The sequence below is a fragment of the Sphingopyxis granuli genome (assembly GCF_001559015.1).
GTDB classification, from domain to species: Bacteria; Pseudomonadota; Alphaproteobacteria; order Sphingomonadales; family Sphingomonadaceae; genus Sphingopyxis; species Sphingopyxis granuli.
In genome coordinates this window covers 1558425-1573510 of record NZ_CP012199.1, presented here as the reverse complement: position 1 = coordinate 1573510, position 15086 = coordinate 1558425, and the positions used below count along the sequence as shown (strand labels likewise).

The 15086-nt window shown below is 60.3% G+C and carries 18 protein-coding genes; 8 read left to right on the top strand and 10 right to left on the bottom strand.

What is annotated here, in order from left to right; genetic code table 11:
• The first annotated feature begins 9 nt into the window (after positions 1-9).
• The gene (locus SGRAN_RS07260; protein ID WP_067182093.1) at positions 10-930 is read left to right on the top strand and encodes a nucleotidyltransferase and HEPN domain-containing protein; all 921 of its coding nucleotides are present in this window, start codon (positions 10-12) and stop codon (positions 928-930) included.
• Positions 931-974: 44 nt separating this feature from the next.
• Here the strand turns inward: SGRAN_RS07260 and SGRAN_RS21550 are convergent, their stop codons facing one another.
• A complete protein-coding gene (locus SGRAN_RS21550) occupies positions 975-1319 on the bottom strand; it encodes an Imm8 family immunity protein (protein WP_082737130.1) in 345 nt (114 codons plus the stop codon).
• A gap of 60 nt (positions 1320-1379) precedes the next feature.
• Positions 1380-1823: an excalibur calcium-binding domain-containing protein gene (locus SGRAN_RS22785; RefSeq protein ID WP_237233902.1), complete on the bottom strand. Its 444-nt coding sequence runs from the start codon at positions 1821-1823 to the stop codon at positions 1380-1382.
• 216 nt (positions 1824-2039) lie between these two features.
• Between SGRAN_RS22785 and SGRAN_RS07255 the strand changes: the two genes are divergently transcribed.
• From SGRAN_RS07255 to SGRAN_RS07240, 4 genes are all read left to right on the top strand, one after another.
• Positions 2040-2531: a hypothetical protein gene (locus SGRAN_RS07255; protein ID WP_237233900.1), complete on the top strand. Its 492-nt coding sequence runs from the start codon at positions 2040-2042 to the stop codon at positions 2529-2531.
• Positions 2528-3037, top strand: coding sequence for a sigma-70 family RNA polymerase sigma factor (locus SGRAN_RS07250; protein ID WP_082737128.1), 510 nt, complete (start codon positions 2528-2530; stop codon positions 3035-3037). The genes SGRAN_RS07255 and SGRAN_RS07250 overlap by 4 nt, the downstream gene beginning before the upstream one ends.
• A 56-nt stretch (positions 3038-3093) precedes the next feature.
• Positions 3094-3606 carry an RNA polymerase sigma factor gene (locus SGRAN_RS07245; protein ID WP_067182086.1) on the top strand — a complete coding sequence of 171 codons (513 nt, stop codon included), beginning with the start codon at positions 3094-3096 and terminating at the stop codon, positions 3604-3606.
• Between the two features lie 71 nt (positions 3607-3677).
• On the top strand, positions 3678-4109 hold the full coding sequence (locus SGRAN_RS07240) for a MucR family transcriptional regulator (RefSeq protein WP_067182083.1): 432 nt from the start codon (positions 3678-3680) through the stop codon (positions 4107-4109).
• Between the two features lie 2 nt (positions 4110-4111).
• On the opposite strand, the gene SGRAN_RS22540 is transcribed toward SGRAN_RS07240, so the two are convergent.
• Genes SGRAN_RS22540 through SGRAN_RS07230 form a run of 3 tightly spaced genes read right to left on the bottom strand, consistent with a single transcriptional unit; the run spans position 4112 to position 4855 of the window.
• Entirely contained in the window at positions 4112-4273 is a 162-nt protein-coding gene (locus SGRAN_RS22540) for a DUF6771 family protein (RefSeq protein WP_172709629.1), read from the bottom strand.
• Positions 4270-4566 carry a conjugal transfer protein TraD gene (locus SGRAN_RS07235; protein ID WP_067182081.1) on the bottom strand — a complete coding sequence of 99 codons (297 nt, stop codon included), beginning with the start codon at positions 4564-4566 and terminating at the stop codon, positions 4270-4272. Before SGRAN_RS07235 ends, SGRAN_RS22540 begins: the two co-directional genes overlap by 4 nt.
• A complete protein-coding gene (locus SGRAN_RS07230; RefSeq protein ID WP_067182078.1) occupies positions 4550-4855 on the bottom strand; it encodes a conjugal transfer protein TraD in 306 nt (101 codons plus the stop codon). The genes SGRAN_RS07235 and SGRAN_RS07230 overlap by 17 nt, the downstream gene beginning before the upstream one ends.
• A gap of 172 nt (positions 4856-5027) precedes the next feature.
• On the opposite strand from SGRAN_RS07230, the gene traA reads away from it, so the two are divergent.
• From traA to SGRAN_RS22140, 3 genes are all read left to right on the top strand, one after another.
• On the top strand, positions 5028-7964 hold the full coding sequence (traA, locus tag SGRAN_RS07225; RefSeq protein ID WP_067182075.1) for a Ti-type conjugative transfer relaxase TraA: 2937 nt from the start codon (positions 5028-5030) through the stop codon (positions 7962-7964).
• An 11-nt stretch (positions 7965-7975) separates the two neighbouring features.
• Positions 7976-8677 (top strand): DUF6118 family protein, encoded by a 702-nt coding sequence (locus SGRAN_RS07220; RefSeq protein ID WP_067182072.1) that lies wholly within the window; start codon positions 7976-7978, stop codon positions 8675-8677.
• A 120-nt stretch (positions 8678-8797) separates the two neighbouring features.
• Positions 8798-9205: a hypothetical protein gene (locus tag SGRAN_RS22140; RefSeq protein WP_172709628.1), complete on the top strand. Its 408-nt coding sequence runs from the start codon at positions 8798-8800 to the stop codon at positions 9203-9205.
• Positions 9206-9210: 5 nt separating this feature from the next.
• On the opposite strand, the gene SGRAN_RS22135 is transcribed toward SGRAN_RS22140, so the two are convergent.
• The 5 genes from SGRAN_RS22135 to SGRAN_RS07200 all read right to left on the bottom strand — a co-directional run bounded on the left by SGRAN_RS22135 (position 9211) and on the right by SGRAN_RS07200 (position 14851).
• Positions 9211-10098 (bottom strand): hypothetical protein, encoded by an 888-nt coding sequence (locus SGRAN_RS22135; protein WP_148650814.1) that lies wholly within the window; start codon positions 10096-10098, stop codon positions 9211-9213.
• Positions 10095-12584, bottom strand: a complete 2490-nt coding sequence (locus SGRAN_RS07215) for a fimbria/pilus outer membrane usher protein (RefSeq protein ID WP_067182070.1) — start codon at positions 12582-12584, stop codon at positions 10095-10097. The genes SGRAN_RS22135 and SGRAN_RS07215 overlap by 4 nt, the downstream gene beginning before the upstream one ends.
• Before the next feature lie 9 nt (positions 12585-12593).
• Positions 12594-13424, bottom strand: a complete 831-nt coding sequence (locus SGRAN_RS07210) for a fimbria/pilus periplasmic chaperone (RefSeq protein WP_082737125.1) — start codon at positions 13422-13424, stop codon at positions 12594-12596.
• A gap of 87 nt (positions 13425-13511) precedes the next feature.
• Positions 13512-14063 (bottom strand): hypothetical protein, encoded by a 552-nt coding sequence (locus SGRAN_RS07205; protein ID WP_067182065.1) that lies wholly within the window; start codon positions 14061-14063, stop codon positions 13512-13514.
• Between the two features lie 107 nt (positions 14064-14170).
• Complete coding sequence (locus SGRAN_RS07200; RefSeq protein WP_210434208.1) at positions 14171-14851, bottom strand: hypothetical protein; 681 nt, start codon at positions 14849-14851, stop codon at positions 14171-14173.
• Positions 14852-15086 lie beyond the last annotated feature (235 nt).

The window sequence follows — 15086 nt, the reverse complement described above, 5'->3', positions numbered from 1 at the left end:
TCCTGGCCCATGCGAACCGACGTCGATCACCTTCCCGCCGCCAAGCAGCGCGAGCTTGAGCGCATCGTCGAGATATTGTTCGACGAGTTCGGTCAGGCGACGGAAAACGCGACCGGGCGCCGCAAGGGCGCCCGCATCCTGAAAATCATCCTGTTCGGCAGCCACGCCCGCGGCGACTGGATCGATGCGCCGCTGTCGGCGAACCAATACAAGTCAGACTATGATATTCTTGTCATCGTCAGCCAGAAGGAGCTGACCGATCGCGCCGCCTATTGGGCGAAGGCCGAGGAACGGCTAATCCGCGCCTACACGATCGAGAAGACGCTGCGCACGCCCGTCAATTTCATCGTTCACTCGCTCCACGAAGTGAACGATGGGCTCGCCCATGGCCGCGTTTTCTTCATGGAGGTCGCGAAGGACGGGATTGCGCTCTACGATGCCGATGACCGGGAATTGGCCACGCCCAAGCCGAAGACGCCCGAACAGGCGCTCGCCATGGCGAAGGAATATTACGCCAAATGGTATCCCAGCGCCGACGCTTTTCACGCGTCGTTTAAGTTTCTAACAGAGCGCGGGAATTTAAACGAGGCCGCGTTCAATCTTCATCAGGCTACCGAGCGCCTTTATTCCTGCGTGCTTCTCACATTGACGAGCTACACGCCCTATAATCACAACATCGCCTTCCTGCGGTCGCTTGCCGAAGGGCTTGATCGGCGCCTGCATGGGGTATGGCCGGAAACCAATCGCGCCGAACGCGCGATGTTCCAGAAGCTGAAGGAAGCGTACACCAAGGCGAGATATTCAAAACATTTCCGGATCAGCGAAGAGGAGTTGAGCTGGCTTGGCGAGCGCGTTGAGGAATTGGGGCGCGTCGTCCATCAGGTCTGCTCCGACAAAATTGCGGAGCTTGAAAGCGCCTCAAAGTCTTAGCTTCGAACGGCAAGCTTGGGGTGGGGGAGCGGACGTTGGCTTTTTTAGCCCGCAAACTCCCATCGCGCCCATTCGCCAATTTTACTTGCGATTTCATTCCATTTTGCACCGGTGGCGTGCCGAAGGCGCTTGCGGACATATAGTTCCACCGCGTCGGGCTCGAATTTACGCATGAATAGCCTCTGACCACCGGGCAGCACTGAGTGTCGATCGAGTTCGGAATCGAGCCAGCTTGGCGAACAAACGTCAAAATCGAACAGATCCGCTCCGACGCTGCCCTTAGAACCAATTTCAGCACGGACGGTGAAACAGAACGAATCTCCGACTGGCCCGATGTCGGTCAGGAATTCCCCATCTTGCGTAGCAAGCGATCTGAGTTCTGCTTCCATTGCCCCAGATTAGGTTAGAGGCCCAATGTCCGCAATCGGTCGGAATGTGTCATAGCACGGTCAACGATAGGGCTCGCACGCGATTCCGTCGTTGTCGCCGTCCATCCCTTCGCGATAGCCAGGTTCACCACGATAGATCGGCGCCGTTCCGGCGGCCCGAGCGTCATCGCACCCACGCCAGTAATCGCCTTCCCGAGGCGCGCGTTCTCGTATCATACCCGCACTGACGGCAACATTTTTAGCATTCGCGATGAACGCCTCTCGTCCTTCGGGTGTGGTAACCGACCATGCCGTTCCCCCACCGATGCCAATGAGCATTGCGCCAGCGAAATAGGCGCCGATGGACGCCGTGCGTTCAGCTCGCCGAGGCTTGACGCCGGCATAGCGGCGCGGCTCATGATATCGAGGATTACGACGCGGCTTCATACCACCAGCGTAGCGCGTTATCGGTAAACGAACGGTGATGCCGACATATGTGGTCGCCGCTTGCGAAGCTGCGAACAACCCTGGCGCCGTCCCGCTTGCCGGGACTCGCCGATTCTGGCATAATCCCAGCCACGGGATGGAATGACTGGCGGCCATCCCGAGGAACGTCCTGCCAGCATCATGCAGGTCCGGCCTGAGGTCGGGCAGTTGCTGTAGACCGCGCTAGCGGCACACAGCGGACACCGCTTGCACATCCGCGCATCGACGCGCGGACCGCCGCTGTGCGAGCTTACCATGTCTACCCCAACGAACGACGTTTACGCGCGCGAAGTCGTGATGGCGCGCGTGGGCCATTTGATCCGCCGCAAGCAGCGCGAGATCGAACGGATCGCGCGCATCCTGCGATGCTCCTTCGATCCATCATCCGTGCAGGCGCCCGAGCCGGGGCGGATCAAGCGCATCATCCTGATCGGACCCTATGCGCGGCGAAGCTGGTACGAAGACAAGAGAACGATCGACTTTTCCGATTACGAACTCTGGATCGTCGTCAATCATCCGGTGTTCAAGGAAGAATGCTGTTGGTGCCGCGCCCGTAAGATCATCCGCAGCGAGCTTGGCGACCGCTGTGCTGTCGATCTTGAGATTTATTCACGCGCCGACATCCGCATCGCAAAGGCCGAGCGCGACAGCTTCATTCTCGACCGGATCGAAGCGGGCATCACCCTCTATCGCGCCTCGCGCGATGCGCCGCTGTCGCTGCTCGACAAGCGGGAGGCACGGTCATGACCGCGCCCGTTCCCGCCGCGTCGTTCGACGACATCTATCACACCGAATATCGGCGCCTGCTGCGCAAGTTGCGCCGACGGGTAGATCCCGACGAGGCGCCCGACCTGGTGCAGGAGATATTCACGCGCTTCCTGCGCAGCGGAGGGCCGGGCCGCGCTCATAACCCCGCCGCCTATCTGTCGCGGATCGCGCGCAACCTGCTGATCGATCGCGCCCGCCGGAAACGCCAAGGGAGGCCGATCTTCTTTCCCTTCGAGGAAGACCGCGATGCAGCGGTGCCGCCCGAGCAGACGTGGCGGATCGAGGCCGCCGACATGCTCCGCCTCTACCGGCGCACCGTGCGCGCGATGCCGCCCAAGACGCGGCGGGTGTTTGTGATGCGCCGGGTGAAGCGCATGAGCTGCAAGGAAATTGCGGCGCGGCTGGGTATCAGCCTCGCCACCGTAGACTATCATATGGTGCAGGCGCTCGCGCGATGCCGCGCCGCGGTCGCGGCACAATGCTAGCTGCCGCACGCGTCGGGCATCAACGCGATACCGGCACCCGCGAACGCCCAAACTTTGTGGGTGAGCCCGGATCACCGCCCGTCAGCTTCGAGGCCTTCTATCGGGCCGAACATGCGCGGGTGTTCGGTTATTTCCGGCGGAAGGCCGGACGCGACGATGCGCCCGATCTGACGCAGGAGGCGTTCATGCGCTTTTACGGCAGCGGCAAGTTCGCCGAGCTCGAATATCCCCGGGCGTATCTGACTAGGATCGCGCACAACATATGGCTGAACCGAATACGCCAGCAAAAGCGGCGCGGAATTCTCTATCCGTTCGACGAGGCGTGCGACGCTCCGACGCCGCCCGAACAGGAACGGCGGCTCGAAGCGAGGGACTTGCGACGCGCCTATTGGCGCGCGCTTCGCCCGCTGTCGCGAAAGACCCGGCGCATCTTCCTGATGCACCGGCTGCGCGGCATGACCTATCAGGGCATTGCCGATGAACTCGGCATGAGCGCCAAGGCCGTTGAGAAGCGGATCGGTCGCGCGTTGATGCGATGTCGCCGGGTGACAGCGCCGCGACATGGTTGAAGCGGCGCCGTCAAAGGTGCATGGGGAAGATCGATAGAATACTATCGAACTGCATCGCAACGGAGGCGCAAATGGAAGATACCGAAACGCTCGTCACGCTGACGGCCGATATTGTCGCGGCGCATGTCAGCAACAACAGCGTGGCGATATCGGATATTCCGCTCGTCATCCGTTCTGTGCACGAAGCGCTGTCGGGACTTGGCGCGGCCCAAGAACCCGAAGTCAAACAGGAACCGGCGGTATCGATCCGTGCGTCGGTGAAGCCCGATTACATCGTGTGTCTCGAAGACGGCAAAAAGCTCAAGATGCTCCGCCGCCATTTGATGACCCACTACAATATGACTCCCGACGATTATCGCGCCAAATGGAACCTGCCGAAGGATTATCCGATGGTCGCGCCGAACTATGCCGAGAAGCGCCGCGCGCTTGCGAAAGAAATCGGGCTTGGCACCAAGGGGCGCGGCGGCAGGCCCAAGAAGGCGCCCGCGCGCCGCGCCAAATAGCCTCAGGCGGCGCTCTGCCGTTCGAGCGCGTTGGTGATCATCGCCGCGAGCGACTCTTCGGCGCGGATGCGCGCGACCGGGTCTTTGGAATCGAGATCGCGCCGCACCCATTGCGGCGCGCGCTCGACGACTCTGAGGACCGTTTCTGTGAGTTCGCGTGTCATGGCGTGCCTATGGCAGACGCGTCGGCGCGCGGCAACGCCTCGGCCTCGAACGCGCGTTTGCCGCGCCGTTGCCAGAGCGCGGCGGCGTGTTCGCCTTGATCGCTCTGCAGCTTTTCGGCCATCCAGAGGAAGGCGCCATAGAGCTTCGCCCGATCGTCAAAGGTCAGTTCGACCAGCCCGGCTTTGACGACGAGCCCGCCGAGTTCGATGAGCTGGCGCGTGCGCTCGCGGCGCTTCACCTGCCATTCGCGCGTGCCGGTTCGTGCCTTCACGAGTTCAAGCCGATGCCGCATGGCCGTCAGGCGCCGTGTCATTCGCTGCACCGTGATCAGATCGCGCTGTGGTTTTGCGCCCGCCGCGCTGAAAGAAGCTCGCGCCCGCCTTGCGCCAGCCCTCCTTCGCGTGGGCATCTTTCGTCGCGACCGCGCCGAGCAACGCGCCGGTCAGCATGTCGGCATCGAGCACGTCGGCGCCGGTGGCAATGACGAGTTCGCCAAGTTGTCGAACGCGGCGTTCCTTGAGGGTCTTCGCTTTGGCTTCGAGCGCCTTCAGTTCCGAATCGATGTCGCGTGGTTTGCGCATGTCGCATCTCCATGATGGGGTGATGCACCCACCATAGGGATGCGTCTTCCGATGCGCAGCAAGGTCGTCGGGACAGTCTGACACAGCCTAGTCCCTCCGCGGATTTATTCGTGTGAGGGCGCGCTTATACGTCGTGCCGACGTGGCTTTTGAAGTGTAGATGGATGGCCGCAATGGCAATCTTCCATCTCTCGGTCAAAGTCATCAGCCGCGCTGCCGGACGGAGCGCCGTGGCTGCGGCGGCCTACCGTTCGGCCGAGCGATTGCACGACGAACGACTCGATCGCGCGCATGACTTCGCCAACAAGTCGGGCGTCGTGCATTCGGAGGTGTTGCTGCCCGAGAGTGCGCCCGAGGAATGGCATGACCGCCAACGCCTCTGGAACGATGTCGAGGCGTTCGAGAAGCGCAAGGACGCGCAGCTCGCGCGCGAGGTCGAGTTCGCGATCCCGCGCGAGCTGAACCAACAGCAAGGCGTCGAGCTGGCGCGCGACTTCGTCCAACCGGAGTTCGTCGATAGGGGCATGGTCGCCGACCTCAATGTGCATTGGGACATTGGCGCCGACGGGCTGGCGAAGCCGCACGCGCACGTCATGCTCACGATGCGCGAGATCGTCGTCGGCGAGGACGGAGAAGCGACGTTCGGCGCAAAGGTCCGCGAGTGGAACGCGACCGCCGAGGTCGAACGCTGGCGCGAACGCTGGGCCGATCATGTGAACACCCGGCTTGCCGAACTCGATATCGATGCACGCGTCGATCACCGCAGCCTCGACGCGCAGGGCATCGCGCTCGAACCGCAGGACAAGATCGGCGGCGCCGCATCGCGCATGGACGGCCGCGGCCTTGAAGCGGAACGGATTGAACAACATCGCGAGATCGCCGCGCGCAATGGCGAGCGGATCATCGCTAATCCGTCGATCGCGCTCGACGCGATCACGCACGGACGGGCGACCTTCACCAATCGCGACCTCGCCATGTTCGCGCATCGCCACAGCGACGGGCGCGAGCAGTTCGACGCCGTGATGCAGTCGGTGAAAGCATCGCCCGAGCTGATCGAACTTGGCAAGGATGGGCGGGGCGAGGATAGGTTCACGTCGCGCGAAATGGTCGAGACCGAGCAGCGGTTGCAGCGCGCGGCGGACAAGCTGGTGGCCCTCAATCATGCGAACGTCCCGGCGACATCACACCAGGGAGGGCTGGATGCCGCCGGGACTGCCGGCCTGGTGCTCGGTCGCGAACAGCAGGCGGCGCTCGCGCATATAACCCGAGACCGAGGCCTGGCAATTGTCCTCGGCTATGCGGGGACGGGCAAGAGCGCGCTGCTGGGTGTCGCGCGCGAGGCGTGGGAAAGCGCCGGGCTCAATGTCCGCGGCGCGGCCCTGTCGGGGATAGCCGCCGAAGGCCTCGAGAATGGCTCAGGCATCGGCTCGCGCACGATCGCGAGCTTGGAGCATGGTTGGTCGCAGGGGCGCGACCTGCTCACCTCGCGCGACGTGCTTGTCATCGATGAGGCGGGCATGGTCGGTACGCGCCAGATGGAGCGTGTGCTTTCCTATGCTGCCGACGCGGGTACGAAGGTCGTGCTGGTCGGCGATCCGCAGCAGTTGCAGGCGATCGAGGCGGGCGCGGCGTTCCGTGCGATCCATGAACGCCATGGCGCTGCCGAGATCACCGAGGTGCGGCGCCAGCAAGAAAGCTGGCAGCAGCAGGCGACGCGCGAACTTGCCACCGGGCGCGCCGGCGACGCCATCCATGCCTACGCCGACCGAGACATGGTGCATGCCGCCGACACGCGCGCGGCGGCGCGGGACGACCTGATCGAGCGCTGGGATAGCGATCGGCAGGCGCGTCCTGGCGATACGCGGATCATTCTCACTCACACCAACGACGAAGTGCGTGCGCTCAACGAGGCGGCGCGCGATCGGATGCGCGCGGCGGGTGATCTTAGCGAGGACGTCGCGGTCAAGGCCGAGCGCGGCGAGCGTGCGTTCGCCGTCGGGGACCGCATCATCTTCCTACGCAACGAGCGCAGCCTCGAAGTGAAGAATGGCACGCTCGGAACGGTCGAGCACGCCGGGAGCGCCGCCCTGACCGTGCGCACCGACGACGGACGTTCGGTCGCATTCGACCTCAAAGACTATGCCAATGTCGATCATGGCTATGCGGCGACGATCCACAAGGCGCAGGGCATGACGGTAGACCGCGCCCATTTGCTCGCGACCCCCGGCATGGACGGCCATAGCGCCTATGTCGCGCTGTCGCGTCACCGGACCGGCGTCGACCTTCATTATGGCCGCGACGACTTCAAGGACCAGAGCAAGCTTGTGCGCACGCTCTCTCGCGAGCGGGCGAAGGATATGGCGCAGGATTATGCCAAGGCCGATCCGGTGCGCTCCTATGCCGAGCGACGCGGAATCGGCTTCCGCGACCACGCCCGCGACGCGCTGTCGCGTGCAAGCGACGTCGCCCGACAGGTCCCCGCGAGAGCGCGGAGCGTCTTTGCCGGGTTCAAGCCTACCGCGAAGCGAGCGAGCGTCGAGCCGCTTGAAGCGTCGCGAACGAACGACACACGGCGCGCGGTCGAGCGCTACGCGCGCGCGCTCGCCGACATCGAGCGGATGCGCGCGAAGGATCTGCCGGTGCTGCGCCACCAGCAGGATGCGCTTGCGCGGGCGGGCGACGCGCTTGCCGCCACCGGCGCACACACGCGCGCCGATCTGGCGTCGGCGTTCGCGCGCGAACCCGAGCTCGTGCAGCAGGCCGCGCAGGGGAATGCCGAGCCGGCAGTGCGCGCCATGCACCGAGAGACCGAGATTCGTATCGATCCCGCGAAGCGGGCCGACCGGTTCGTGGGTGACTGGCAGGCGCTCCAGCAGCAGCGCAGCCGCGCGCTGTCGCGCGGCGAGCAGCGCGCGGCGGGCCGTCTCGCCGGCGAGATGGGAGCGATGGCGAAGAGCCTCGAACGCGACGCCCAGGTCGAATCGATCCTGCGCACCCGCAAGTCGGCGCTCGGCATCGATGCAAGGTCGATCCGGCCCATCGGGCAGGACCTCGCCGAGATCGCAGGACTCGGTCGCGGGCGAACGCGCGGACTTGGCATCGGCATGTAGGAGAAAGCAAAATGGACGAAGACGACATCGAAATCGAGGACACCGCGGCAGACGCGTTCGCGCGGCTGGAAGGCGAGGTCGCGCTCGTGCGCCGCGCGGTTCAGCAGCTTGCAGCCGAGAAAGCAGAAATCCGCATCCCGGATTACAGCGACACGCTGGGCGAGATGGTGAAGCGTCTCGGTTCGGCCGAGCGAGCGCTGAACATGATCGCTGACAAGCCCGCGATGGAGCTGACACCCGAAGATATGGCGCGGCGAATCGATCGCGCCGCCCGGCAGGCGCGCGAAAGCGACGAATGGCAGTTGGGCCAGGCACAGGAGCGCTTTGACAAAGGAGCCTATGAGCTGCGTGGGATCGTCTCGACGATGCGGACGATCGACGAGCAACGTCGTCATCTCCTCTGGGCGGTCGGCGGCGGCATCCTTGGTGGTTGTCTGCTGTGGTCGATCCTGCCAGGTGCTATTGCCCGGTCGTTACCTCAGAGCTGGCACATGCCCGAGAAGATGGCAGCGCATATCGTCGGTGCGCCGAACGTTTGGGAGGGCGGCGTGAGGCTGATGCGCGCCGGGAGTCCGGAAACTTACGCGGCAATTGCCGCGGCTGCCGAGATGCGTCGCGACAATCTGGAGAAAATTTCTGCCTGTGAAAAGTCGGCTCTTGTTACGAAAACGAAGGTGCGGTGCACGATCAGGATCGGACACTCAGATCTTTGACTTCGTGAATGCTCGCGCTCCACGACAGTCGAGCCATAAGAGCAGGCACCAAACAACTAATCTTCATTTAGCAGATCTTTAACCTCTGCACCCTAGAAGCATGCCTGAAAGGTGTCTTCGATGCATATTAGCCGTATGATTTTGTCAGCGACCGCGGTTTGCGTCGCGGCCGCTCCGGCACAAGCCTCGGATGCGCGTATTTTGCTGTCCGCTTTCGTTCCGATTCGGTGCGAAATGTCGTTCACTCCCTCTTTGGGCGAAGTTGGAGGCATTTCTACGCTCGGAACGATCCGGCAATACTGCAATACGCGGTATCAGATGCGTTTCAGCCATCAGCCACTTTCCGCCAACGCGGTCTTAGGATTCGGAAACGTCACTGCCCCTGCCAGCTCAGGATCGACGCTAATCGAACCGAATGGCAAGCCGACCATCGCCGCATCGAATCTCTGGTTAGCGAACGGAGATGAAGACGACGCGGAAAAATTCGCAAGTAGCGTGGTGATCGAAATAACGCCGGTAGGCTTTTGACCGTCTCAAAGCGCCGAAATAGTGATTGTTACCTGATCAGAATAAGTTCCAGCGCGCGCACTGTTGAACTGCCCGACAACGACATTGATGAGGTTTGTTTGCGGGCGAACAGGGTCGGCGGGGTTGAACTGCTGCTCGTCCGTTCGTGATAGGTCGATAAGCCTTCCCGCATAGGTCATCGAATATGGGATCGATGAATCTGCCGGACCTTCTAAAACGCCCTTGTTTTCTGACTGAAACGATATTTGGTAATCACTGCTCGCCCGAATTTGCAGGCTAATTGATCCCTGTTTGTTGGGAACGAGTTCGCCAAGATCTAATCGTGCGTGGCGCGGATTGGTCGAGCCAATGAAATTTGCCTGCACGCTAGGGGTGACTTGGGCGGACACATTGAACCGAGCGGCGTCGGCCATCGCATTGTTACCTGCCGGAATGAAGCCGGCTTCAAGTGTCGCCGCGTAACGACCGGCACGACCGGGCTGCGATCCGCTCACGAAAAGGCGGGGACTGATTTCAATGGTCGATCGACCGGGAATCGAAACTGGAATCAGGTTCCCATTGTTAGTTTTCGGATCGTACACGACATTTCCAAGATCGTTCTGCGCGACAATAGTATAGGTCAATTTTCCGCCGTGGGGCCCGGTTAATTCCGGTGAGCCCGTAATTCGAGAGATCTTCACAACCCCGGCGCAAAGTTCGTCGCCCTTATTGCGGATCCGAAGCCGGATCGGCTCAAGATAGTCACCACCATCCAGCGCATTGTAGCGGTTGATTTTCGCCTCGCCGAGTTCTTGAATTTCGACTTCGCATGACGAGCGATCAGGCGCGGCGAATGCAGGAGCAACAGCGGCATATCCGGCGGCGAATACAGCCAAAATGCGAAATGAGGTCATCGTTGATCTACCCTTATCTCACCGATGTTAACGAGGGTGCTCCCGTTTCCGTCGATCGTGATATCCTGTTGGTATTGCGGATCTGTCCGAAGTGTTAGCACGTAAACTCCCGGCGTTAAGCCAATACCCACGAGACGTCCCGCACGATTGGTGAACACAGGGATCGGTTCATCGGCCGGTCGATCTTTGCGCTGCATTTGTCCGGCGATAAAGCTCAGAGGTTCACCTGCCTTGTTAACGACTGAACCGATCATCGAGACCGAAGCGGCCGAGCCCGCTTCCACGGAATACCCTGCATATAGCGGTGCCTTAAAGCCGAATTGGCCCGACCCCAAATCGTAGCCAGGAGGAAGATTCTCGACGTCCACATAGGTTGAAGTCCGGATGTAAGTCGGCAAATCGGGAACGACCGCCGGGCCAAAACCGTCGCTTTGCGCCCGCACGCCATTTTCTGTTCGATCAATCAGTATCTGGTTTTTCGCCAGAGTGGGATGCCGCGAAACAATCGCAAAAGCCTCTCGCACAGGACGTGACAAGGACACCTTGCCTCCGGCTAGAACGAGGCTCGATGCCACCGTTGCGCGGCTAATCTGAATACGTTCATCGCCATCGAAATTGGCGGTCGACAATACACTATGCTGGGCAGTCGCTTCGAATCGATTGGATATATGTGCCACCCGGCCGCTTAGTTCGGCGGTATCGATTTCGCCGCTGCGGCGCAGACCAATCTCGTAACCTGTCGTGCCAACATATGGCTGCGGCGAATATCGATAATTCAAATCGACTTCGCGGCGCGCCGTGTCATAGGTCGCACGAACGAGGCGATTTCTGCCCGGCGTCCAGTTGAGTTGGAAGAAAAACCCGGTGTTCGATTGTCCCGGCGCCTTCACATGACGCCCGAACACGCCCACTGCCAAGGTCGAATTGACTGTATAGTTCACCCCGGCAAGTGCTGTCGTGCGCGTACCCTCGCCTTGAATCTTTTCGTAATCGCCCGATAAATTGAATGACAAACGTGAGCTATTGATTTGAGCGTTCGCCGATATGCGGGTCCGCGCCGCCCGGTCGATCGTATTTCCATTCAACAGCGCAATGTCGCCGATGGTCGCGAACTTGTCGTCGACATATTGGGCGTCCGCGCGCAGCGACCACCGCCAGTCCTTGCCAAAATAGCCGGTGCTGGAATAACCCGCACCCGCCGCATACCCGAAGCCGATCTCTTTACGCTCACTCCCGCTAGCCTGCAGGCGCCACGTCCCGATAGGAGAGGCCCAGATTGCTGACGCGCCGATGGCGACCCCTTCCTTGTCGCCTTGAGCGTCCAATCCTGCCGTAAATGTGTCCGAAAATCCATGCCGAGCGAAGCCGCTGAATATCCAGTCATTGGAGTAGCGAATAACCCCGTCAGGTGCATCGGAGCGGACCCCGGCGGCTGCTGAAAAGTCCGTCTCGCCCGTAGCCAGCAAATCGAAATCGAAGAAATTATTCTGTGAAATGATTTGCTCGCGACCTGTGTCATCGCGAATTACGAGTTCGATCGCGTTCGACCCCTGGTTGAGGGGAAGATCCCGGAGATCATATCGACCGCTGTTGAGATAGAGTTCTTGGAAAACAAGACCGTTGACGCGCACTTGAACAGTCGACGGGCGCTCGAGATCGAACGTCGTCTGCCCGATCGGGCGAAACACACGTGTCGGTTCCAGCCCGTAAAACCGTTCGACTGAAAGACCTGCCATACGCGGCAAGGCTTGGAGATTCGTTCCGCGATTGCGAAGATCACCTGCGGTGATTCTAATGAGCCGCGTCACGTCGTCGTAAATAAGTTGCGATTCGATGCGACGAAACGGATGTGCCGCCGCCTCATCATAGACTTGGCGCGTAATGAACGCGACACCCGCATTCCCGAACAGCCGACCGCCGAATTCGAGGGATCCCGTAAGCGGCTGACGGCCTCGGTTGCTCCCGCGGCGCCCTTCTACGATGTGGCTGTAGGAAATCGCGCCATTCAGAAAAAGCGAAACGGCCTCGGGCACTTCGACGGGGCTGGTGTCTGCGCCTTCGCCCGGGCTGACATTGAGAATACGGCGATTTCGTGCTTCGAGGAGCGTGATGACCTGAAGTTCTTGTAATCCAGAGTCATATCGAACTTGTAGTCCGCCGACTGATGCCGCCTGCGGCGTTAAAATCCCGGCGGAGGAGCCTTGCGCGATTAAGGTAGTCGTCGCGGCAGTCACGTCGGCTTGGATGAGCTGCACGAAGCGCTCCGCAGGGAAAGTCACTGACTCGCCCGCAAAATCCATCTGGATATCGCCGATATAGCGTCCATCCAAAGTCACGGGGAGGCTGATAGTAATCGACGAGGCGGGGGGCCGAACTGGCTCGGCCATCGTTTGATCTATGGTATTGGTTGCCGGCTCCGCTGGCTGAGACGCGGCAAGCAGAAGAATTGGCTCCAGCGCATGGGCGAGGCTCGAAATGCCGGCCATTGTTTGCTCTTAATATCCTGCGCGTGTGCGGACGCGAACAGTCGCAGATGCGAGGGCGGGACCATTGCGGAACGGCAGGATAAATTTGCGTCCGGTTCCAGGAAGAACCAGCGGCATTGAAACCGCTTCCAGTATTTCGTCCTCGCTCAGAATCGGCAAGTCGACCTTTTCTCCCTGTGCGGTCGTGCCGCTTACCAGATATTCAAGATGATGCAGATAAATATACTTATTCCCATCGTTCCTAAGAAGGATTTCGACTCCCGGAACTTCAATCCGCGGCTCCTTGGCTCTGACGGCTGGATCTGGCGAACGGGCAGGATCGTCGATCGCGACCGCCGACATACTGGCCGTTGCGGGCGCCGCGGACGCGATTACGGCATTTGATTCTGCTCCACGCGGGACGGTGTGCATCGCAACGTCGAAGGCAAAGACGACCTGGAGTTGCGCTCCGTTAGAGCCGGGCTCCATAGTAAGATCCACGGGCAACTGGCGAACGGTGATATAATATGATTTGGAACGGTCGATTGCTGGATTTATCGACTGCGCGCGAAATACCTGGACCCCATTGGCTTCAATGACGCCCTGCGGGGGAAATAAGATGAAGTCGTCATCAGCGGGGACTCGGATGACTTCACCGGCTTCGTTTGCAACACGCTCAGTGATCGACACTTCGACGGTCTGCCGTACCGATGAGCTATTCCGAACGCGAACTGCCGCGCTCTGCCCCGGTTGAGTTTCGATAAACAGCGGCTCCACAGCGAGGGACTGAGCATTCGCCGACTGCACGGGATGCAAGATCAGGGCCACACCAAGCAGCGTCGAGCGTAACCAGCTTTTCATATTTCCCCCCCGGGAACGTCACCTTAACAGCGGAACAGGCCGGGAGCAACGATGCCCCCGGCCTGAAACTCGTATCGTTTTAAACGATTAGAATGCGACCGGCGTCAGCGTCAGCGTAACCGAGTCAGCATAGTTACCGCCGAGCAGCGGCTTCGCGCTGGTGACGGTCGAGTAGGTCAGCTGAGCCGAAGCGCTGATCGGAGGCAGGTTCGAACCCAGGCCAACCTGCGACGACGCACCAATGGCAGTCGTGTTGGCACTGCCGAGACCCTGAACGGCGACGCCATAATCAAGAGCCGACGCGAACTGCTGATACGACGTTGCGGTCGTGTTCGACTGCGAGATCGGGGTGGCGCCGGCATCATTCGTCACGAGACGCAGATAGCCGTTCTGCGAGGCGATCGACGCATTGAACTTCACGTTGCAATAGATCGACGCAGTGTCGGTCACCGGCGTAGCGGCACCGAATTCGCCGAGCGCGCCGAACTGAACGGTGTTTTCATAATCACGAACTTCGCAGACAGTCGCGCGGTTGCCCGAGAACGCGACGGTCGCACCGTTGACGGTCGTGGTTTCAGCAGCCATCGCCGGAGTGGCGGCGGCGACCATGGCGGTTGCAATGAGAATACGCTTCATCATGTCGTTTCTTCCTTCATTTCGGGATTTCTCCCGCTTCCCCAACGGCAATAGATGCCGCATTCTACCTTCCGCTCGGGTTTCGAGCCGAAGATTTCGGTTGACGTCAATCAATATCCGCTAACGCGGATCTCGATTACGTCGCGATATTGGCCTCCTAGGAGGGGCGGCGTAGCAGCCCAGGCAAAATTCAATTCGCCCTTCGATTGAAATGGGATCCGACCGACGTTGCCACGGGCCGATGAAGTCATCTCGCGGCTTTCAGCCGAAACTTCCCTCGCGCCTTCGACGTCGATCCTGAAAGTTGCCGTGTAAGGCACAAAATTCGCAAATCCGTTGAACCGGGGTTCGCGGCCTACTTCGACATGCTGGAGACCGCCGTTCAGCGAACGCATCTGAACATTCATCCGCTGGTTGCAATCTACCGCGAAAGGCAATGTCGTTGTGCCGGCCTGCTCGGTGAGCACCACGTCCGCTTCATCATCGGAAAAACTTAGCTCGCACTTAGGGCTCACCTTGCCAAATATCTTAAGTTCCAAACTTTGGCTCGCGTCATCGCGAGCGTGCGCAAATGCAACGGTTCCATTTGAAATCATCAGTGAAGAGGCCAACGCCATCCGGAGAATGGCATTTGTCGGGCGCCTATCAATGCAAAGCATAGCAAATAGTCCGTATAAATACGGAGTGAACTTACGAGATTTAAAGCATCCAATTAGAGACGCTTTAACAGCCACTACAAAATAGCGGAATCTTTTCTCGAAACTCCCCACCCCTTGTTCAACACCATACATGAAACAAAAATGCTTCTGCGATGTGCGACCCCCTGCCGAGCCAACCAGATTGATTCGCTCGACGAGGGAGGGGTTAAAAACTTGTTATCATTTAGTCGAGTCCCAAATCCCCGGCCGCGCCGCCGGCACACTTAAAATTGTCCCGGGATGAACCAGATCGAGAAGGGGCGCCGTCGAAATCCGCTGCCCAATTTCAGGCTAACGCCTTAAAATATAATTATAAACTCCCCTTCCG